This is a genomic window from Amycolatopsis sp. PSD-21 (assembly GCF_055561455.1).
Genome location: NZ_CM145712.1, coordinates 1,127,955 through 1,145,579 on the forward strand (window position 1 = coordinate 1,127,955; position 17,625 = coordinate 1,145,579).

The following is a 17,625-nucleotide window of genomic DNA, read 5'->3' on the forward strand; positions in this document are numbered from 1 at the left end:
GAAACCGGGGTGATCTCGGGGACATTCCCTGAGGCCGGTCCGGGAAAGTCCCGGCTACCCTGGTATGCGGCGATGTGTAGACTGTCTATCTATGAAGGCCGACAGCCTGCGCGGGCACCTCGACGCGCTGCTCCTCGCCGTCCTCGACGGCCGGAAGCTGCACGGGTACGCCATCATCGAGGCGCTCCAGCTCCGCAGTGACGGCGCGCTCGACCTGCCGACGGGCACCGTCTACCCGGCGCTTCGCCGTTTGGAGCGCGCCGGATTCCTCGCCAGCGAATGGGACGTCGTGTCCGGCCGCAAACGTCGTACGTACAAGCTCACGCGCTCAGGGCAAAAGGCGCTGGCCGCGGAACGGGCGGAGTGGCAGGAGTTCACCACCGTGATCGGTGGTGTCCTCGGGGGGAGCACGGCATGAGCACGATCGAGGCCTACATCGGCGACCTGGACAGGCGGCTGAACGGGTCGGCGAGGGCGAAGACCGATCTGCTCACCGAGGCAAGGGACGGTCTGGCCGACGCGGCCGAGGCGTACCGCGAAGGCGGTGCCGCCGAGGCGGAAGCCGAACGCCGTGCCGTCGCCGACTTCGGCCCGGCCGCGGTGATCGCCCGCGAGTACCAGGCCGAGCTGGCGTTGCGCGGCGACATCGGCACCTTGTGGAAGGTCATCGTCGGTGTGCCCGTGATCCAGGTGACCTGGGAGCTGGCGCGGATCTGGACCTATGGCGACTGGAGCCGTTCGGGGAAGCCGAATCCGGAGTGGTTCACGGCCGTCATCGAGATCTTCGGCGTCCTGGTCCTCGTTCCGGCCGTGATCGGCGCGGTGTCGCTGTTCGGGGCCCGGCGGCTGGGGCGCAGGCTCGACAGCGTGAGCCTGGGGAAGGTGACGCGGTGGACGGTGGGTGCCGCGGCGGGCACGAACCTGCTGGCGCTGCTGCTGCTCACCGTGAGCACCGCGGTCCTCGATCCGTCGAGGATGAACGTGAGCCTCGTGTGCAACCTGGTGGCGCTCGGCTGGGTCGCCTTCAGTTTCTGGCTGCTCTCACCGGCTTTCCGGCCCCGGCCCGCGCTCGCCGCATGAACGCGATCGAGGCCTACATCGGCGAACTCGACGCCCAGCTGTCCGGGCCGCGGTCGGCGAAAGCCGATCTGCTCACCGAAGCGAGGGACGGTCTGGTCGACGCGGCCGACGCCTACCGCGCGGGCGGTGTGGACGAAGCGGAAGCCGAACGCCGTGCCGTCGCCGACTTCGGCCCCGCCGACCTGATCGCCCGCGACTACCAGGCGGAACTGGGGCTGCGGCGAGACATCCGCGTGCTGTGGGAGCTGATCGCCGGTGTCCCGCTGCTGATTCTCGCCTGGGATCTCGCGCGGGGCTTCGCCGACTGGTCGGCGCTCGGCGCCGCACCGTCCTGGTACCACCGCGCGATCGGCACGGCCGACACGCTGGCGGCGGCGTCCCCGGCCGTCGCGATCGCCGGGCTGCTCGCCGCAAGGCTGGTTTCGCGGCGGACGGCCGGTCCGCGGGTCGCGCGCGCCGTCTCGTGGACCCTGGCCGCGGCCGTCGGGTTGAACCTCGTCGCGGTCGCGACCTACGGCGGCGCGACCGGGCTGCTGGAGCCCGGGCGCATGCTCGTCAGCGTGCCGTGCGCGGCCCTGTCCGGAATCTGGATCCTGTTCAGCATGCGGCTCACGGTCGCCGCGCGGAGTTGGAGAACCACGGCATGACGGTGATCGAGGCCTATCTCGGGGAGTTGCGCGCCCGGCTGGACGGCCCGGCGTCGGCGAAGCGGGATCTGCTGCGCGAAGCGCGGGACGGGCTCGACGACGCCGCGGACGCGTACCGCGACGGCGGCTGGAGCGAACAAGAGGCGCAGCGGCGTGCTGTCGCCGATTTCGGGCCGGTGCACCTGATCGCCAGGGACTACCAGGCCGAACTGGGGATGCACAGCGGCACCCGCACCCTCTGGAAACTGATCCTCGGCGTGCCGCTGATGCAGCTCGCCTGGGAGTTCGCCCGGAAATGGACCTTCGGCGAGTGGTCGCAGCTCGCGCCGACGCCGGGCTGGTACAAGTACATCGCCCAGTTCACCCACGGTTCGGTCTTCATCGTGCCGGTGCTGGGCGTGATCGCCCTCGTCTCCATGCGCTGGCTTTCCCGGCGGATGGACGGTGCCCGGCTGGTCAAGACCGCCGGCGTGCTGATCGGCGAGGCCGTCGGCCTGAACCTGCTTTCGGTGGCGCTGCTGGTGATCGCCACCGGCGTCATCGACGCGTCGAGGCTGTTCCTGTCCGTGCCGTGCGGGATCCTCATGGTGCTCTGGGTCGTGGTCAGCGTGCGACTCGCCTTGCTGGCGCGACGATCGTGGCGTTCGTGTGCCACGATCGTCGCGTGACGACCGCCCTGATCTATCTCGTAGTCATGCTGCTGGTGGCCGCGGTGGTGTTCCTGCTGGCCGCCGTGGTGTTCGGCCGGGGTGAGGAGCTGGCCCCGCTGCCGCCCGGCAGCTCGCCGACCAGGCTGCCCGCCGAGGACATCACCGCCGAGGACGTCCACGCCGTCCGCTACCAGATGGTGCTGCGCGGCTACAAGATGTCCGAAGTGGACTGGGTGATGCGGCGGCTCGGCGTCGAGATCGAGGAGCTGCGCGCCAAGGTGGCCGAGCTGGAGGCCGAACGCGAGGGCGCCAGGTGACCGATGTCGTCGTCTCCGTCGACGTCGCGGTACCGGCCGGGACGGCTTGGCTCGCCCTGACCGATTGGGAACGCCAGGGCGAATGGATGCTCGGCACCGAGGTCGAGGTCGTCGAAGGCAACGGGCGCAGCGTGGGCTCGAAGCTGTCGGCGTTCACCGGCGTGGCCGGGATCGGGTTCACCGACACCATGGAGATCACCGGCTGGGAACCTCCGCTGCGCTGCGTCGTGCGGCATACCGGCAAGATCGTGCAGGGCACCGGGGTGTTCCAGGTGATCGAGAAGGGGCCGCACGCGTCGACCTTCGTCTGGGCGGAGCATCTGAGGCCGCCGTTCGGCGTCGTCGGGCGGCTCGGCTGGCCGGTCGCGAAGCCGGGCTTCGAACTGGGACTGCGGCTGTGCCTGCAGAGATTCGTGAAGTACGCGGAGGGGTACCGGGTTGGCTGAGGCGGGTCTGCTGGGCGCGGACGGGATCAAGCGGTGTTCGTGGGGCAACTCGGCCCCGGACTACGCCGAGTACCACGACACCGAATGGGGTTTCCCGCTCCACGGCGACGAAGAACTGTACGAACGCCTGTGCCTGGAGTCGTTCCAGTCCGGGCTTTCGTGGATCACGATCCTGCGGAAACGGGAGTCGTTCCGGAAGGCGTTCGAGAAGTTCAAGCCCGAGAAGGTCGCGGCCTTCACCGACGACGACGTCGCTCGTCTCATGGAAGACGCTTCGATCGTGCGGAACCGGGCGAAGATCCTGGCGGCGATCAACAACGCGCGGGCGATCGAGGAACTCGACGGTTCGCTGGACGACCTGCTGTGGTCGTTCGCGCCCTCTTCGCACACCCGGCCGCGGCGGATGGCCGACGTCCCGGCGATCACCGACGAGTCGAAGGCGATGGCGAAGGAACTCAAGAAGCGCGGTTTCGTGTTCCTCGGGCCGACGACCTGTTACGCGCTGATGCAGGCGACGGGGATGGTCGACGACCACGTGAAGGACTGCTTCCGGGCCGGCTCGTGAGTGGCTGGGACGGTTGTCGAGGGGTAAGTCAACGGTGTCGTGGTCGCCGGCGCCCGTGTCGCGAAAGCCACTTTCGCGACGCCTGATGTCCCGAAAGTGGCTTTCGCGACGCGTTCGGCAGGCGGACGCCCCGCGAAGGGCCCCTTACCTACCCTCAGAGTAGGCAAGGAGGCCTTCACGGACCGGCAGAGCGCGGTGACCCCCTGCGCCACGTTTTGCCTTACCCCTCGATAGAGCCGTCCTAGCGGCTCACGAGGGTTACTTGCCCTGGAAGTTCGGCTTGCGCTTGCCCACGAAGGCCTCGACGGCCTCGGTGTGGTCGGCGGTCGCGCCGAGCGCGGTCTGGGCCTCGTCTTCGGCCGCCAGCGCGGTTTCGAGGGACGACTCCGCGGCGACCGACAGGACGTTCTTGATCTTCGCGTACGCGACCGTCGGGCCGGCCGCGAGCTTCGCGGCGACCTTCTGCGCGCGGGCGGCCAGTTCCTCGTCGGGGACGACCTCGCTGACCAGGCCGAGCGTCAGCGCCTCGGCGGCGTCGACCGTGCGCGCCAGCAGCATCAGCTCGGCCGCACGGCCGAGACCGATCAGCCGCTGCAGCGTCCACGAGGCGCCCGAGTCCGGGCCGAGGCCGACGTTCGCGAACGCCATCAGGAAGTTCGCCGAGGTCGCGGCGATCCGGAGGTCGCTCGCGTACGCGAAGGCCGCGCCCGCGCCGGCCGCCGGGCCGTTCACCGCCGCGATGACCGGCTTCGGCATCCCGACGATCGTCTTGACGATCGGGTTGTAGTGCTCCTTGACCGTGTGTAGCGGCGCGGGGTCACCCGCCTGCAGCAGCCCGACGTGCTCCTTCAGGTCCTGCCCGGCGCAGAACGCCTTGCCCGAACCGGTCAGCACGACCGCCCGGACACTGTCGTCGGCCGCGGCCTCGGTCAGGCCCGCCAGCAGCAGTTCCTTGAGTTCGACGGTCAGCGAGTTGTACGCCTGCGGCCGGTTCAGCGTGAAGGTGCGCACGCCGTCGGCGTCGGCGGTCAGCAGAACGTCGGATGTGGTCACGGGATCTCCTAGTCGGCGAAACTGCGGTCTGAGAGGAGTCTTTCAGCCTCGCGAGCCGCATACCAGCACCGATACGGCGGCAAAAGATCGGTCCGCGTTCGCGCTCGGCCGCTGATGAGGGACAATGGACAGTAGACCCGGCTGGCTTTGACGAGCGCGACCCGGGCGCGCCGGTTGAGACGGAGGGAGCACGCTATGGCGGCCATGAAGCCCCGGACCGGAGATGGTCCCCTCGAAGTGACTAAGGAGGGGCGGGGCCTCGTGATGCGCGTACCACTCGAAGGTGGTGGGCGTCTCGTCGTCGAACTCTCCGCGGAAGAAGCGAAGGATCTCGGCGCGGCCCTGCAGGAGGTCACCGGCTGAGCCGGACCGCACCAACGTTCAACCACCCGCACCCCGGTCTCCCTTCGGAGGCCGGGGTCGCGGTTCATCTGCGCCCGGAGGTCGCTCACTGTGCGTAACCCGCTACCCCCCGTTCCGGGGAAGCTGCTCGAACTCGAGGTCTCGGACGACCTACGGCGCGGAACGCCGCTGGCCACGCTGATCGCCGCGCCGTCCGAAGAGGACGGTGACGCCGGACTCGCGGAGATCGGCGGCGTGCGGCCCACCGGCAAGGCCGGTGACGTGCAGACCGTGCCGACGGGCGCCGTCCGCTGGCTGGCGGGTGTCGGCGACGGTGAGCCGAAGCAGTACCGCAAGGCCGGTGCCGCGCTGGTCCGCGCCGTTTCGTCGGCGCTGGAAGAAGACGTCAAGGCGGGGGAGAAGGCGTTCCGCGCCTTCGCCGTCGAGCTGCCCGAAGACGCGGGCACCGAGCACGTCGAGGAACTCGCGTTCGGGCTGCTGCTCGGCGGTTACCGGTTCACGGTGACGGCCGAGGAGCCGAAGCCGACCTTGCGGACCGTGCGCTTGATCACACGTCACGAGGTCGACCTGGATCGGGTCCGCGAACTCGCCGCGGCCGCCGCGTTCGCGCGCGACCTGGCGAACACGCCGTCGAACGTCAAGACGCCGGCCTGGCTCGCCGACACGGCCGCCCGGGTCGCCGGTGGCATCCCGAACCTGACCGTGACGGCACGGGACGAGAAGTGGCTGGCCGAGCAGGGCTTCGGCGGCGTCCTCGCCGTCGGCGGCGGGTCGGCCGCGCCGCCGCGGCTGATCGAGCTGGAATACCGGCCGCGCGGGGCGACGACGCATCTGCTGCTGGTGGGCAAGGGCATCACCTTCGACACCGGCGGTCTTTCGATCAAACCCGCCGATGGCATGCACCTCATGCGCACCGACATGGCGGGCGGCGCGGCGATCATCGCCGCGGTCCGCGCGATCGCGGCGCTGCGCCTGCCGGTGAAGGTGACCGGGCTGGTGCCCGCCGCCGAAAACCACGTGTCCGGTTCGTCGTACCGGCCTGGCGACATCGTCCGGCACTACGGCGGCAAGACCACCGAGGTGGGCAACACCGACGCCGAGGGCCGCATGGTCCTGGCCGACGCGCTCGTCTACGGCATCAAGAAGCACAAACCGGACGCGGTGATCGACGCGGCGACCCTGACCGGCGCCATGAAGGTCTCGCTCGGCGTCCGCACCGGCGGCGTCTTCGCCACCGAAGACGCGCTCGCGGACCGGATCACGAAGGCGGGCGAGCGGGTCGGCGAGGCGTGGTGGCGGATGCCGCTGCTGGAGGACCTAGCCGAGACCGTGCAGAGCTCGCTCGGTGACGTCCGGCAGGCGCCGGGTGGCCCCGGCGGCATCGTCGCGGCGCTGTTCCTGCGGGAGTTCGTCGGCGACGTGCCGTGGGCACATCTCGACATCGCCGGCCCCGCGCGGGCCGACAAGACCTACGCCGACGTCGTGCCCGGGGCCACCGGTTTCGCGGCGCGGACACTGGTCGAACTGGTCGCCTCCTACGCCTGACCTGCGGTTACCTGCGGGGCGGGAGCAAGGGACCTTTGCTACCGCTCCGCAGGTCGACCTTGGGCATGGGCTGGGTCGGCGCGTCCCCGGCATGGGCGGTGAGCCGTCGGGCGATCCCGGTCGCGGGTCCGGTCAGGTACCGGAACACGAGCCACGCCGTGACCGAGCCGAGGACGAGCCCGGCGAGCACGTCGTGCGGATAGTGCGCGCCGACGAAGACTCGTGAGAAGCCCATCAGCAGGGCGCCCGGGAGCACCCACGGCGCGAGCCGGCGCCAGGCGAGTGCCAGGCCGACGGCGGCGGCCGCGGCGATCGTGGAGTGGTTGCTCGGGAAGGACCAGTCACCGGCCGGCGGGCAGTCGACGAGCGTGACGAGGTTCCGGCACGGCCGGTCCTCCTGGATCACGCTCTTCAGGCCCTCGCTGATCAGGTACGCGATCGCGGTCGCGGCAGGCGGCAGCAGCGCCATGGCGATCCGGACGGGCGAGGTGCGCGCCCGCCACAACATCCAGGCGAAGAGCCCCGCGAAGACGAGCAGTCCTGCTTCGGTGAACAGGATTCCTGTCGCCTGAAGCCAGTTCGGGCTCTCACCCGCCAGCTCCACGATGTCGTCGTACATTCACCCGAAGTTAGCGAAAACGACGTGCCCGCGTGGTGGACGAACGTCGATGATCGACCCTGACGATCGTCACCAACGTTGCGCGCGGACCCGCTCACGGAAGCGCAGGACGGCGGGCGGCAGGACGACATCGCGGCGCCAGGCCAGTCCGATGGTCCGCCCGACCGGCGGCACCAGCGGGACCTCGACGACCCCCGCCGGGCTGCCCGGCTCGAAACGGGGGAGCAGCGCGACGCCGAGCCCGGCCGCGACCAGGCCGCGGACGGTGTCGGACTCCTGGCCCTCGAACGCGATCTTCGGTTCGAAGCCGGCCTTGGCGCACAGTTCGTCGGTGATGGTGCGGAGGCCGTAGCCGGTTTCGAGGAGCACGAACTCCTCGTCCTCGAGGTCCTCGATGGCGGCACTGGGCCGGTCCGCGAGGCGGTGCGACGTCGGCACGGACAGGAAGATCTCCTGCTCGGTGAGGACGGCTGCGTCGAGCAGCGGGTCGTCGACGGGGGCGGGCGCGAGCAGCGCGAGGTCGAGCTCGCCGCTGGTCAGCCGGTCGACCATGTCCTGACGTGACCCCTGGACCAGGGTGAACCGGACGCCCGGATGGTCGGCGCGATAGCCGCGGAGCAGCGTGGGGACCAGCGACCTGCCGAGCAGGTGCAGGAAGCCGAGGACGACGTGGCCGGATTCGGGGTCGACCTCTTCGCGGGCCTGGCGGACTCCGGCGTCGACGGCGGCGAGCGCGCGTTCGGCCGCATCGGCCAGCAGCTCGGCGGCCCGGGTGAGCCGGATGCCGCGTCCGTCGGGGACCGTGAGCGGGGCGCCGAGGGCGTCGCCGAGCGCCGAGATCCGGCGGCTTACCGTGGGCTGGGGGACGCCGAGCAGTTCGGCCGCGCGTGTGACGTTCGTCGTGCGGCGGAGTGCGGTGAGCAGAGCGAGCTGTGGGGCTAGCTGGGCGGTCATCCTTTCATTCAGCACGGTATCGATTGTGGCAGATGAGCGTATTAGACGTATCGTTTAGCCAGGCTTAGCTTCGGATCCGTGCCTGCCATCGGAACCACCCGCCGCGTGACGATCGCCGTCGCCGCGGCCGGGATCTCCTCGTTCGCGCTGCTCTACGCGCCGCAGCCGGTGCTGCCGCAGCTGGCCGAGCAGTATCACCTCGACCCCGGTGGCGCTTCGCTCGCGGTGAGCGTGGCGACCGGTGCGCTCGCGATCGCCGTGCTGCCCATCGCGGCGCTGTCGGAGGTCGTGGGGCGGCGTCCGGTGATCATCGCTTCGGTGATCGCGTCGGTCGTGTTCGGTTTCCTGCTGCCGCTGGCGCCCAGCTATCCGGCGCTGCTCGTGCTCCGGGCGCTGCAAGGGGTCGCGATCGCGGGGTTCCCCGGAGTGGCCGCCGCCTACCTCGCGGAACGGCTCGGCAAGGCCGGGCTCGCGGCGGCGGTGGGCGCGATGATCGCCGGGAACACCATCGGCGGCATGATCGGACGGCTCGCCGCCGGGTTCACCGCCGGACCGTTCGGCTACCACGGCGCGCTGATCGTGGTCGCGGGGATCGGGCTGGTCTGCACGGTGGTCACGGTGCTGGCCCTGCCGCCGGGGGAGCAAGGGACCTTTGCTACCACTTTCGCGGATCGCCGCAGGTCAGAGCGGCTGCGCGAGCAGGCCAGGGCGGTGCTGGCCGGGCTCGGCGCGGCGGTGCGGAAGCCGGTCCTGCTGGCCCAGTACGCGGTCGCGCTGCTGGCGATGGGCTCGTTCGTCGCGCTGTACAACGCCGCCGGATTCCGCCTGACCGGCGAGCCGCTGAACCTCTCGCCCGCGATCGCGTCGCTCGTCTTCCTCGCGTACGCGATGGGCTCGGTCTCGTCGGCGACGGCGGGCAAGCTCGTCGGCCGGTTCGGCCGCCGCCGCGCGCTCGTCGGTGCCCTGCTGCTCACGATCGCGGGCGCCGCGCTGACACTGTCCGACTCGCTGCCCATGGTCGTCGCCGGGTTCGTGGTGCTGACCGGCGCGTTCTTCGCCGCGCACGCCGTCGCCAACGGCTGGGCCGCCGCGGAGGCGCCCGAGAACGCACGAGGCCAGGTGGGCGGGCTCTACACGCTTTCGTACTACCTCGGCAGCAGCGTCGGGGGCGCCGTCGGCGCGACCGTCTACGGGCACGCGGGCTGGACCTGGCTGATCGTGCTCACCGCCGCCTGGCTCGCCGCCGCCGCGGTGGCCGTGGTCGCGGTGGTCCCCAAGTCCGTGAAGGCCTCCTTGCGGGACTCTGGGTCCCTCAAGGAGGCCTTCACGGAACGCGTCTGAAAGCGGTAGCAAAGGTCCCTTGCTACGCGATCGCGGCGACCAGCAGCCCGCCGCCCACCGGCAACAGCGCCGGGACCAGCCGCTCGTCCTCGCGGAACGCCCGCGCGACCTCCCGCAGCGCGAGGGTGTCCGGATCACGTCGTGAGGGATCGGTCACCCTGGTCCCCGAGACGTTGTGGAACGCCAGTATCCCGCCGGGCCGCAGCAGCGAGACGGCCTTCTCGTAGCAACTCGGGTACTCGACCGGCGCCGAATCGACGAACACCAGGTCGTAGCCGCCGGGGGTGAGCCGGGGGAGGACGTCGAGCGCGCGCCCCATGATCAGGCGGGTCCGCCCCGGCGCGTAGCCGGCCTCGCGGAACGCCGCCCGCGCCGCCCGGTGGTACTCCGGCTCGATGTCGATCGAGGTGAGGATCCCGTCGTCGACCATGCCGCCGAGCAGGCACAACCCGCTCACCCCGGCCCCGGTCCCGACCTCGACGACGGCCTTCGCCCGCAGCGTCGTGGCGAGAAACCGCAGAGTCGCACCCGCGCCCGCGCTCAGCGGGCCGCATCCCAGATCGGCCGACCGCGCCCGCGCGGCGGCCAGAACCTCGTCGTCGGGGACGTAGCCGTCGACGAGGTCGGCGTCGGCGGCCTCGGCAGGCGAGCCCGCATGCGTCCCGGAATTCACACGCGGAGGTTAGCGCTGCCTATCGTCAAAAGAGCGAAGACTCCCTGGTACCGACTTCTCAGCCTCCTCTCAGTCCAGTCTCACTAGAAACATAAGCAGGCCGGACAGACTGGTCCTCGACAACGGGAACACCGTGCTCATCGCCCGCGTTGGGTGGAGTAGTTGGGAGAAGACGCTGATGGAGGTGCCTACTTCCCCGATGCAGGAAACGATGCAGGACCAGCACGCGGACCAGGTCACGCCGGTGACGGTGGACGAGGCCGCATGGACGCCGCCCTCGTGGGACGAGGTCGTGCGTGAGCACGCCGACCGCGTGTACCGGCTGGCGTACCGCCTGACCGGTAACGCCCACGACGCCGAGGACCTGACGCAGGAGACCTTCATCCGGGTCTTCCGCTCGCTCGCCTCCTACAAGCCCGGCACGTTCGAAGGCTGGCTGCACCGCATCACCACGAACCTCTTCCTCGACATGGCCCGCCGCCGCTCGCGTGTGCGGATGGAAGGCCTCCCCGAGGACACCGACCGCATCGTCGGTGACGACCCGAGCCCCGAGCAGGTCTATTCGGACACGCACCTCGACCCGGACCTGCAGGCCGCGCTCGACGAGTTGCCGCCCGAGTTCCGTGCCGCGGTCGTGCTGTGCGACGTCGAAGGCCTCTCGTACGAGGAGATCGGCGCCACCCTCGGTGTCAAGCTCGGCACCGTGCGCAGCCGGATCCACCGCGGCCGCCAGGCGCTTCGCGCTTCTTTGGAGCGTCGTCGCGCCGCGGCGCAGGAGTCTGCGAAGGTGGGGGTATGACCGCACCGCGAGGTTGGGGACTCCCCGAGTCGCATCTGCTTCCGGACGCCATCGTCGCCTTCGTGGACGGCGAGCTGTCCCTCGGCGCCCAGGACAGGGCTTCGGCGCATATCGCCCGTTGCCAGTCCTGCGCCGCCGAAGTGACCGCCCAGCGCCAGGCCGTCGCGGCCGTGAAGCAGGCGGGAGCCCCGTCGATGTCGGCGGGTTTCCTGGCCAGCCTTTGCTCCATCCCGCAGAACACCGAACTTCCCGGCACCCCGGACAACCTGGCGATGACCGCCGACGGTCAGCTGGTCGCCATCCAGCGGCCCGACCGGGTCGCCGGCCTTCGCGACACCGGGGTTCTGGGCGGGACCGCGCCGTTGGGATCAACGGCGCCGCTGGGCCAGTCGCCGAACGTGCTCGGCGGCGGGCGGTTCGGCCTCGCCCGGCGGAAGTACGCGCAGGGCGCCGGAGTCGTCGTTTCGGGTCTGGTGCTGAGCGCGCTCGCCCTCGTCGCGACCTCGGGTGACGGCACCGAAGAGCAGCCGAACACCGGTTTGACCCCGCCGCAAGGCGTCAACGCCGGGCTGCTGCCCGCGCAGCTGGGCGGCGCCCAGCCGGAGCCGCCGCGCAGCACCACGCCGAGTCCGAGCACGTCCAGCGTGCCCATGCCGGTGTCCGCCCGCTGATCCGCTCCGTCAGGGCGTGACGAAGCAGATCGTCGCGCCCTTGAACTTCGAGGTCCCGTAGTTCGCGTAGGAGACGACTTCCGTCGTGCCCTCGGCGCACGGACTGTTCTCCGGAAAGACCTCGCTGATCCTCAGCCGCGCCGACCCGCAGTCCTTCAGCGGCGGCGGGGTCTTCGTCCCGATATCGTCGAAACACAACCCGACCTGGGCGTTGATCGCCAGGCACAGGCCGACGCCTTTCCCGCGCAGCGGCGTCTGGACGGCGTACTTGTAGAAGCCTTCCTTGCAGTTCCAGTCGCCTTCGTCGACCCCGGCGATGCCCACCGTGTACGGCACTCCCGGTGAATCGCACGGAGCCGGGACCGCGTCGGCCTCCTCGCCGGATCCGGTCAGCACTGCGCAGTCGCCCTCGGTCAGCGCTTTGGCCTGCTTCTCCGGCCCCGCGATGTTGTTCAGCGTGATGATCACGGCGAACCCGCCGACGGCCACGACGAGCGAGGCGGCGAACAGGATCATTTGGACCTTGAAGGAGAAGCCCTTCTTCTTCGGCGGCTGCTGTGACCATTGCTCCGACATGCCCGTGAGACTGCCAGACCCGATACACGGTTTCCTCATGTGTCACATTTCTCGCCGGGTTCGGGGAATCAACGCGCACTTCACCGTGGTCACGGCAGAATCCCGGGTGAGGCTTGGCGTACTCTCGCGTCCGGCCAACCTGATCTCAGCCCCGGGGAATGATGACCGAGCAGCCGAACGCGAATCCGCAGCAGCCTGGGGATCGGCTGGCGCCGCGCCCGCTGGCCCGGCCCGCCGTCGATCCGGCGCAGGCGGCCACGTTCGGCAGGCCGCGCGGTGTCGACGGTGCCTTCGACAAGCTGTACCAGCCCGGCACCAACGGTCAGTCCGCGCCGGGCTTGAACCTCGCGCCCCCGACGCCGGAATCGCTCGCCGAGGCCTTCCGCCGCCCACCGGGCGCCGAAGGTGTCGTGCTGGAGCGGCCGCACGGGACCAACGGCGCCGAACCGTCCGCGAACGGCGCCGAAGGCCCGCTCTGGACCACGACCTCGGATCCCTGGCGCGACCCGTCGTCCGGCGCGGTGCTGGCCGGGCCCGCCGTGCACCAGGACTCGGATGAGGAGAAGGACGCCAAGCGCCCGCAAGGCGCGCTGCTGAGCCTTCCGGAGGTCCTTTTCGGGCGGCGTGTGCAGACGAAGGCGCTGGCGATGCTCGCCGCGGTCGCGCTCGTCATCGGTGCCGCCGGCGGGCTGATCGGCTGGTGGTTCGCCGACACCGGTACCGAACTGACCGGACAGGCCAGCATCTCCGAAGCCGACGCGGCCAAGGAACGTCCGGCGGGCTCGATCGCGGACATCGCCCACCGGGTGGCGCCCACCGTGGTCTCGCTCGAAGTGTTCAAACCCGGCGCCGAAGCCGGTCAGCAGGGCTCCGGCGTCGTCATCGACACCCAGGGCTACGTGCTCACGAACGAACACGTGATCTCCGCCGCGACGGCCGACGCGGCCACCAAGGTCACCGCCGTGTTCTTCGACGGCAAGCGCGTCGAGGCGAAGGTCGTCGGCGCCGACCCCAAGACCGACCTCGCCGTGGTCAAGGTCGACGTCAAGAACCTGACCGCGCTGCAGGTCGGGAAGTCGTCCGACCTCGCCGTCGGCGACTCCGTGATCGCCGTCGGTTCGCCGCTGGCGCTGCAGAACTCGGTCACCGCGGGCATCGTGAGCGCGCTCAACCGCCCGGTGACCGCCGGTGGCGACGGCGGCAGCGCGCCGGTGATCTACGAGGCCATCCAGACCGACGCCGCGATCAACCACGGCAACTCGGGCGGCGCGCTCGTCGACGCGACCGGCGCGCTGGTCGGGATCAACTCCGCGATCCGCTCGTCCAGCGCCGAAGGCGGCAGCATCGGCATCGGGTTCGCCATCCCCAGTGACTACGCGGTGAAGATCGCGAAAACACTGATCAAGGACGGCAAGGTCGTCCACCCCGACATCGGCATCAACGCTTCGTCGACCGTCGCGGGCTCCAGCACCATGGGCGCACAGGTCCGCAACGTCGCCCCTGGCGGCCCCGCGGCCGCCGCCGGGATCAAAGAAGGCGACGTCATCACGGAGGTCGGCGGACGGCTCGTGCGCGACTCGGCGGAACTGCTCGTCGCGGTCCGCGCCCGCGAAGTCGGCGAAGTCGTCCCTGTCCGCCTTGTCCGCGATGGGTCTTCTCTCGTCGTCGACGTGAAACTGGCCTCGGACTAGCGGGTTCGGGCGGGTACCCTGAACGGGGAAGACGCCGAGGCGGAGGTTCACACGGGTGTTCGAGAGTGTCGGCTGGGGAGAGATCCTCATCATCGTCGTCGCGGGTCTTTTCATCCTCGGTCCGGAACGGCTGCCCGAAGCGGCGTCCTGGGTGGCGAAGAGCGTCCGCAAGGTCCGCGACTTCGCGACCGGCGCCAAGACGCAGCTGCGCGAGGAGATGGGCCCGGAGTTCGATCAGCTGCGCAAGCCGCTGGAGGACCTGAGGGGCCTGCGGAACTTCGACCCGAAGCGGGTCGTCACCCAGCACCTGTTCGACGGTGACCCGGATCCGCTGGGGATCAACAACATCAACGGCACCAATGGCGCCAACGGGACCAACGGTGCCGCCAAGCCCAACGGCTACCCGGCGACCGCTTCGCAGCCCGAGCCGCTGAAGCCGGGGGAGCGCCCGCCGGTCGACCCGGACGCCACCTGACCCCTCATGCATTCAGTCCTCTGGATGCGGTCCTTGCGTGTGCAAGTACCGCGTCCAGAGGACTGAATGCGTAAGCAGCGGGTGCTTAGCGGCCCGCGGGGGTGACGTTCAGCATCATCCCGGCCAGCCCGCGCGCCCGGACGGTCAGCTTCTTCGCCGCCTCCTTGAGCACGAGCGACGCCGGCGCGTCCGGCTCGGCCAGCACGATCGGCGTCCCGGCGTCGCCGTTGGAGACCACCCGCGGGTCCATCGGGACCTGCCCGAGCAGCGGCACGGTCGACCCGACCGACTTCGACAGCGAGTCGGCCACGGACTGCCCGCCGCCGGAGCCGAAGATCTCCATCCGCTGGCCGTCGGGCGTCTCCAGCCACGACATGTTCTCGATGACCCCGGCCACGCGCTGCCGCGTCTGGAGCGCGATCGCGCCCGCGCGCTCGGCCACCTCGGCGGCCGCCTGCTGCGGGGTGGTGACGACCAGGATCTCCGCGTTCGGGATGAGCTGCGCCACCGAGATCGCGATGTCGCCGGTGCCCGGCGGCAGATCCAGCAGCAGGATGTCGAGGTCGCCCCAGAACACGTCGGCGAGGAACTGCTGCAGCGCGCGGTGCAGCATCGGCCCGCGCCACACGACGGGCTGGTTGCCCGGGGTGAACATGCCGATCGAGATGACCTTCACGCCGTGCGCCTGCGGCGGCATGATCATGGTGTCGACCTTGGTCGGCTTCTCCCGCGCGCCGAGCATCCGCGGCACCGAGTGCCCGTAGATGTCCGCGTCGACCACGCCGACGGAAAGCCCGCGTTCGGCCATCGCGGCCGCGAGGTTCACCGTCACCGAGGACTTGCCGACACCGCCCTTGCCGGACGCGACGCAGTAGACCCGCGTCAGCGAGCCCGGCTGCGCGAACGGGATCACCGGCTCCGCGGCGTCACCGCGCAGCGATTTCCGCAGCTCCGTGCGTTGCTCGTCGCTCATCACGTCGAGCTCGACCCGGACGTCGCTGACGCCGGGGAGCTTCTTGACGGCTTCGGTGGTGTCGTTGGTCAGGGTCGCCTTCAGCGGGCAGCCGGCGACCGTCAGGTAGATCCCGACGGTGACCACACCGTCCGAGCCGACCTCCACGTCCTTGACCATGCCGAGTTCGGTGATCGGTTTCTTGATCTCCGGGTCGTACACGGCCTTCAGCGCGGTGCGGACATCGTCGACGCTGGGGAGTTGCTGCGTACTGGTCACAGGTCCATGTTACGTACCGGTAGGCGAAGCTGGTCGAACCCGCCTGGCCGAAAACCTCGGGATCACGGCGGCAGGGCGTCCAGAGGGTAAGAAGTGACTGCTTGGCGCCCTGGTTACCGAAGATCAAGTACCGGTAGGCGCGCGGTCGGGTTTGGCCTTGCGCGGCTTGGCGTCGAGATCCTCGCGGAGCCGGTCGAGTTCGCCCCGCAGGAAGTCCCGCGTGGCGACCTCGCCGAGCGCGATCCGCAGCGACGCCAGCTCCCGCGCGAGGTATTCGGTGTCGGCCTTGGTCTGCGCGGCGCGGTTCCGGTCCTCCTCCAGGGAGACGCGGTCGCGGTCGTCCTGCCGGTTCTGCGCCAGCAGGATCAGTGGCGCGGCGTACGCGGCCTGCGTCGAGAACGCCAGGTTCAGCAGGATGAACGGGTACGGGTCCCATCGCAGTGAGACCGCGACCAGGTTCAGCACGATCCAGATGATGACGATCAGCGTCTGCCAGAACAGGTACTTGCCGGTGCCGAGGAACCGCGCGATCCGTTCGGTGAACCGGCCGAACGAATCGGGGTCGATGTTCAGCCTGAACCGGCTCTGGCCGCGGGGCTGGTCCAGCCGCCGCCCGGACAAAAGTTCAGGCACGTTCGGTCTCCTCGGTGATCTCGCCGGTGATGTCGTGCAGCCCGGTCTCGCGCCAGTCCTCCGGGAGCAGGTGGTCGAGGACGTCGTCGACGGTGACCGCGCCGAGCAGGTGGTCTTCGGCGTCCACCACCGGCCCGCAGGTGAGGTTGTAGGCGGCGAAGTACCGCGTGACCTCGGACAGCGAAGCGTTCGGCTTCAGCGCGGGCAGCTGGGAGTCGATGGCGCTCGCCACCATCTCGGCGGGTGGTTCGCGCAGCAGCCGCTGGAAGTGGACGACGCCGACGAACCGCCCGGTCGGCGTCTCGGTCGGCGGACGGCAGACGAACACCATGCTCGCCAGCGCCACCGGGAGGTCGGCGTTGCGGATGTGCGCGAGCGCCTCGGCGACCGTGGCGTCCGGCGTCAGCACCACCGGCTCCGGGGTCATCAAGCCGCCCGCGGTGTCGGAGGAGTACTCCAGCAGCCGCTTCACCGGTGCCGACTCCTCGGGTTCCATCAGCTCCAGGAACCGGTTCTGCTCGGCGGGCGCCAGCTCGGCCAGCAGGTCGGCGGCGTCGTCGGGATCCATCGCTTCGAGGATGTCGGCGGCGCGTTCCTCGGCGAGGTAGGACAGCAGTTCCTTCTGGTCGTCTTCGGGAAGCTCCTCGATGACGTCGGCGAGGTGTTCGTCGTCCATCGCGTCGGCGACCTCGTGCCGTCGTTTGAGCGGCAGGTCGCGGACCGTGGCGGCGACGTCGGCCGCGCGCATGGTGTCGAACAGCATCAGCAGCTGCGCCGCGCCCTGGGTCTGGCCGGTCAGGTCGGTGAGGCCGAGCCCGGACACCTCCGCCCACGGCAGCACCTGCATCGCCGATCGTCGTCTGCCGAGGCCGAGCCTGCTCGACCGTTCCCGGATCGCGAGTTTGGCGAGCACCCAGTCCCGCGTGCGCGTCGGCTCCATGCCGGCGTCGACGACGGTGACCCGGGTGTCCGAGCCGGCGAGGGTGGCGTGCGCGTCGAACAGCTGCCCGACCACCAGCACCTCGTTGGGCCGCTGGTGGAACCGCCGCATGTTCACCGATCCGGTGGCGAGCGTGATCGCGCTGGGTTCGATCGAGGTCACGCGCAACATCGGCACGAACACCCGCCGCCTCGTCGTCAGCTCGACGACGATGCCCAGGATTCGTGGCGGTTGCTGGTCCAGGCGCAGGCCCGCCACGAGGTCCCGCACCTTGCCGATCGATTCACCATCGGGGCCGAAAACCGGCAAACCGGCCAGCTGAGCTGCGAATACCCTGTTCACGGCTGCCATGCCCG

22 protein-coding genes are annotated in these 17,625 nt (G+C 70.2%); 14 read left to right on the forward strand and 8 right to left on the reverse strand.

The window, feature by feature from the left end:
- Nucleotides 1-91: 91 nt before the first annotated feature.
- The 7 genes from ACZ1DY_RS05845 to ACZ1DY_RS05875 are packed head-to-tail and all read left to right on the forward strand — an operon-like array spanning nucleotide 92 to nucleotide 3,705.
- Entirely contained in the window at nucleotides 92-418 is a 327-nt protein-coding gene (locus ACZ1DY_RS05845; protein WP_005155407.1) for a helix-turn-helix transcriptional regulator, read from the forward strand.
- Nucleotides 415-1,080, forward strand: a complete 666-nt coding sequence (locus ACZ1DY_RS05850; protein WP_257489055.1) for a permease prefix domain 1-containing protein — start codon at nucleotides 415-417, stop codon at nucleotides 1,078-1,080. Before ACZ1DY_RS05845 ends, ACZ1DY_RS05850 begins: the two co-directional genes overlap by 4 nt.
- On the forward strand, nucleotides 1,077-1,727 hold the full coding sequence (locus ACZ1DY_RS05855; RefSeq protein WP_465483806.1) for a permease prefix domain 1-containing protein: 651 nt from the start codon (nucleotides 1,077-1,079) through the stop codon (nucleotides 1,725-1,727). Before ACZ1DY_RS05850 ends, ACZ1DY_RS05855 begins: the two co-directional genes overlap by 4 nt.
- Complete coding sequence (locus ACZ1DY_RS05860; RefSeq protein WP_126736369.1) at nucleotides 1,724-2,395, forward strand: permease prefix domain 1-containing protein; 672 nt, start codon at nucleotides 1,724-1,726, stop codon at nucleotides 2,393-2,395. The genes ACZ1DY_RS05855 and ACZ1DY_RS05860 overlap by 4 nt, the downstream gene beginning before the upstream one ends.
- Nucleotides 2,392-2,694 carry a DivIVA domain-containing protein gene (locus ACZ1DY_RS05865; protein WP_039917099.1) on the forward strand — a complete coding sequence of 101 codons (303 nt, stop codon included), beginning with the start codon at nucleotides 2,392-2,394 and terminating at the stop codon, nucleotides 2,692-2,694. The genes ACZ1DY_RS05860 and ACZ1DY_RS05865 overlap by 4 nt, the downstream gene beginning before the upstream one ends.
- Nucleotides 2,691-3,140 carry an SRPBCC family protein gene (locus tag ACZ1DY_RS05870; RefSeq protein WP_034324054.1) on the forward strand — a complete coding sequence of 150 codons (450 nt, stop codon included), beginning with the start codon at nucleotides 2,691-2,693 and terminating at the stop codon, nucleotides 3,138-3,140. The genes ACZ1DY_RS05865 and ACZ1DY_RS05870 overlap by 4 nt, the downstream gene beginning before the upstream one ends.
- The gene (locus ACZ1DY_RS05875; RefSeq protein ID WP_465483807.1) at nucleotides 3,133-3,705 is read left to right on the forward strand and encodes a DNA-3-methyladenine glycosylase I; all 573 of its coding nucleotides are present in this window, start codon (nucleotides 3,133-3,135) and stop codon (nucleotides 3,703-3,705) included. The genes ACZ1DY_RS05870 and ACZ1DY_RS05875 overlap by 8 nt, the downstream gene beginning before the upstream one ends.
- Before the next feature lie 258 nt (nucleotides 3,706-3,963).
- Here the strand turns inward: ACZ1DY_RS05875 and ACZ1DY_RS05880 are convergent, their stop codons facing one another.
- Complete coding sequence (locus tag ACZ1DY_RS05880; protein ID WP_034324062.1) at nucleotides 3,964-4,758, reverse strand: enoyl-CoA hydratase/isomerase family protein; 795 nt, start codon at nucleotides 4,756-4,758, stop codon at nucleotides 3,964-3,966.
- Between the two features lie 195 nt (nucleotides 4,759-4,953).
- On the opposite strand from ACZ1DY_RS05880, the gene ACZ1DY_RS05885 reads away from it, so the two are divergent.
- Both ACZ1DY_RS05885 and ACZ1DY_RS05890 read left to right on the forward strand, forming a co-directional pair.
- Complete coding sequence (locus ACZ1DY_RS05885; RefSeq protein WP_005155393.1) at nucleotides 4,954-5,121, forward strand: DUF3117 domain-containing protein; 168 nt, start codon at nucleotides 4,954-4,956, stop codon at nucleotides 5,119-5,121.
- Between the two features lie 90 nt (nucleotides 5,122-5,211).
- The gene (locus ACZ1DY_RS05890) at nucleotides 5,212-6,666 is read left to right on the forward strand and encodes a leucyl aminopeptidase family protein (protein ID WP_465483808.1); all 1,455 of its coding nucleotides are present in this window, start codon (nucleotides 5,212-5,214) and stop codon (nucleotides 6,664-6,666) included.
- 7 nt (nucleotides 6,667-6,673) lie between these two features.
- On the opposite strand, the gene ACZ1DY_RS05895 is transcribed toward ACZ1DY_RS05890, so the two are convergent.
- Together ACZ1DY_RS05895 and ACZ1DY_RS05900 are read right to left on the reverse strand one after the other, a co-directional pair.
- Nucleotides 6,674-7,285 carry a phosphatase PAP2 family protein gene (locus tag ACZ1DY_RS05895; protein ID WP_465483809.1) on the reverse strand — a complete coding sequence of 204 codons (612 nt, stop codon included), beginning with the start codon at nucleotides 7,283-7,285 and terminating at the stop codon, nucleotides 6,674-6,676.
- Between the two features lie 69 nt (nucleotides 7,286-7,354).
- On the reverse strand, nucleotides 7,355-8,239 hold the full coding sequence (locus ACZ1DY_RS05900) for a LysR family transcriptional regulator (protein WP_465485832.1): 885 nt from the start codon (nucleotides 8,237-8,239) through the stop codon (nucleotides 7,355-7,357).
- Nucleotides 8,240-8,326: 87 nt separating this feature from the next.
- On the opposite strand from ACZ1DY_RS05900, the gene ACZ1DY_RS05905 reads away from it, so the two are divergent.
- Complete coding sequence (locus ACZ1DY_RS05905) at nucleotides 8,327-9,580, forward strand: MFS transporter (RefSeq protein ID WP_465485833.1); 1,254 nt, start codon at nucleotides 8,327-8,329, stop codon at nucleotides 9,578-9,580.
- A gap of 22 nt (nucleotides 9,581-9,602) precedes the next feature.
- Here the strand turns inward: ACZ1DY_RS05905 and ACZ1DY_RS05910 are convergent, their stop codons facing one another.
- Complete coding sequence (locus tag ACZ1DY_RS05910) at nucleotides 9,603-10,253, reverse strand: O-methyltransferase (RefSeq protein WP_192746594.1); 651 nt, start codon at nucleotides 10,251-10,253, stop codon at nucleotides 9,603-9,605.
- A 178-nt stretch (nucleotides 10,254-10,431) separates the two neighbouring features.
- Between ACZ1DY_RS05910 and sigE the strand changes: the two genes are divergently transcribed.
- On the forward strand, nucleotides 10,432-11,052 hold the full coding sequence (sigE, locus tag ACZ1DY_RS05915) for an RNA polymerase sigma factor SigE (protein ID WP_034313360.1): 621 nt from the start codon (nucleotides 10,432-10,434) through the stop codon (nucleotides 11,050-11,052).
- On the forward strand, nucleotides 11,049-11,723 hold the full coding sequence (locus tag ACZ1DY_RS05920; protein ID WP_126736361.1) for an anti-sigma factor family protein: 675 nt from the start codon (nucleotides 11,049-11,051) through the stop codon (nucleotides 11,721-11,723). The genes sigE and ACZ1DY_RS05920 overlap by 4 nt, the downstream gene beginning before the upstream one ends.
- A gap of 9 nt (nucleotides 11,724-11,732) precedes the next feature.
- Here the strand turns inward: ACZ1DY_RS05920 and ACZ1DY_RS05925 are convergent, their stop codons facing one another.
- Nucleotides 11,733-12,299 carry an LppU/SCO3897 family protein gene (locus ACZ1DY_RS05925; protein ID WP_465483810.1) on the reverse strand — a complete coding sequence of 189 codons (567 nt, stop codon included), beginning with the start codon at nucleotides 12,297-12,299 and terminating at the stop codon, nucleotides 11,733-11,735.
- Between the two features lie 161 nt (nucleotides 12,300-12,460).
- On the opposite strand from ACZ1DY_RS05925, the gene ACZ1DY_RS05930 reads away from it, so the two are divergent.
- Together ACZ1DY_RS05930 and tatB are read left to right on the forward strand one after the other, a co-directional pair.
- On the forward strand, nucleotides 12,461-13,990 hold the full coding sequence (locus ACZ1DY_RS05930; RefSeq protein ID WP_257489050.1) for a S1C family serine protease: 1,530 nt from the start codon (nucleotides 12,461-12,463) through the stop codon (nucleotides 13,988-13,990).
- A 55-nt stretch (nucleotides 13,991-14,045) separates the two neighbouring features.
- On the forward strand, nucleotides 14,046-14,465 hold the full coding sequence (gene tatB / locus ACZ1DY_RS05935; protein WP_126736358.1) for a Sec-independent protein translocase protein TatB: 420 nt from the start codon (nucleotides 14,046-14,048) through the stop codon (nucleotides 14,463-14,465).
- Nucleotides 14,466-14,550: 85 nt separating this feature from the next.
- Here the strand turns inward: tatB and ACZ1DY_RS05940 are convergent, their stop codons facing one another.
- From ACZ1DY_RS05940 to ACZ1DY_RS05950, 3 genes are all read right to left on the reverse strand, one after another.
- Nucleotides 14,551-15,696, reverse strand: coding sequence for an Mrp/NBP35 family ATP-binding protein (locus tag ACZ1DY_RS05940; protein WP_257489049.1), 1,146 nt, complete (start codon nucleotides 15,694-15,696; stop codon nucleotides 14,551-14,553).
- Nucleotides 15,697-15,819: 123 nt separating this feature from the next.
- Nucleotides 15,820-16,329 (reverse strand): DUF1003 domain-containing protein, encoded by a 510-nt coding sequence (locus ACZ1DY_RS05945; protein ID WP_465483811.1) that lies wholly within the window; start codon nucleotides 16,327-16,329, stop codon nucleotides 15,820-15,822.
- Nucleotides 16,322-17,620, reverse strand: a complete 1,299-nt coding sequence (locus ACZ1DY_RS05950; RefSeq protein ID WP_126736355.1) for a magnesium transporter MgtE N-terminal domain-containing protein — start codon at nucleotides 17,618-17,620, stop codon at nucleotides 16,322-16,324. The genes ACZ1DY_RS05945 and ACZ1DY_RS05950 overlap by 8 nt, the downstream gene beginning before the upstream one ends.
- Between the last annotated feature and the right edge of the window lie 5 nt (nucleotides 17,621-17,625).

Excerpts from the sequence above, each read along its gene's own strand:
- ACZ1DY_RS05845 (WP_005155407.1), top strand. The coding sequence starts at position 92 with ATGAAGGCCGACAGCCTGCGCGGGCACCTCGACGCGCTGCTCCTCGCC.
- ACZ1DY_RS05850 (WP_257489055.1), top strand. The coding sequence starts at position 415 with ATGAGCACGATCGAGGCCTACATCGGCGACCTGGACAGGCGGCTGAAC.
- ACZ1DY_RS05855 (WP_465483806.1), top strand. The coding sequence starts at position 1,077 with ATGAACGCGATCGAGGCCTACATCGGCGAACTCGACGCCCAGCTGTCC.
- ACZ1DY_RS05860 (WP_126736369.1), top strand. The coding sequence starts at position 1,724 with ATGACGGTGATCGAGGCCTATCTCGGGGAGTTGCGCGCCCGGCTGGAC.
- ACZ1DY_RS05885 (WP_005155393.1), top strand. The coding sequence starts at position 4,954 with ATGGCGGCCATGAAGCCCCGGACCGGAGATGGTCCCCTCGAAGTGACT.
- ACZ1DY_RS05895 (WP_465483809.1), bottom strand. The coding sequence starts at position 7,285 with ATGTACGACGACATCGTGGAGCTGGCGGGTGAGAGCCCGAACTGGCTT.
- ACZ1DY_RS05900 (WP_465485832.1), bottom strand. The coding sequence starts at position 8,239 with ATGACCGCCCAGCTAGCCCCACAGCTCGCTCTGCTCACCGCACTCCGC.
- sigE (WP_034313360.1), top strand. The coding sequence starts at position 10,432 with ATGGAGGTGCCTACTTCCCCGATGCAGGAAACGATGCAGGACCAGCAC.
- ACZ1DY_RS05920 (WP_126736361.1), top strand. The coding sequence starts at position 11,049 with ATGACCGCACCGCGAGGTTGGGGACTCCCCGAGTCGCATCTGCTTCCG.
- ACZ1DY_RS05925 (WP_465483810.1), bottom strand. The coding sequence starts at position 12,299 with ATGTCGGAGCAATGGTCACAGCAGCCGCCGAAGAAGAAGGGCTTCTCC.
- ACZ1DY_RS05930 (WP_257489050.1), top strand. The coding sequence starts at position 12,461 with ATGACCGAGCAGCCGAACGCGAATCCGCAGCAGCCTGGGGATCGGCTG.
- ACZ1DY_RS05950 (WP_126736355.1), bottom strand. The coding sequence starts at position 17,620 with ATGGCAGCCGTGAACAGGGTATTCGCAGCTCAGCTGGCCGGTTTGCCG.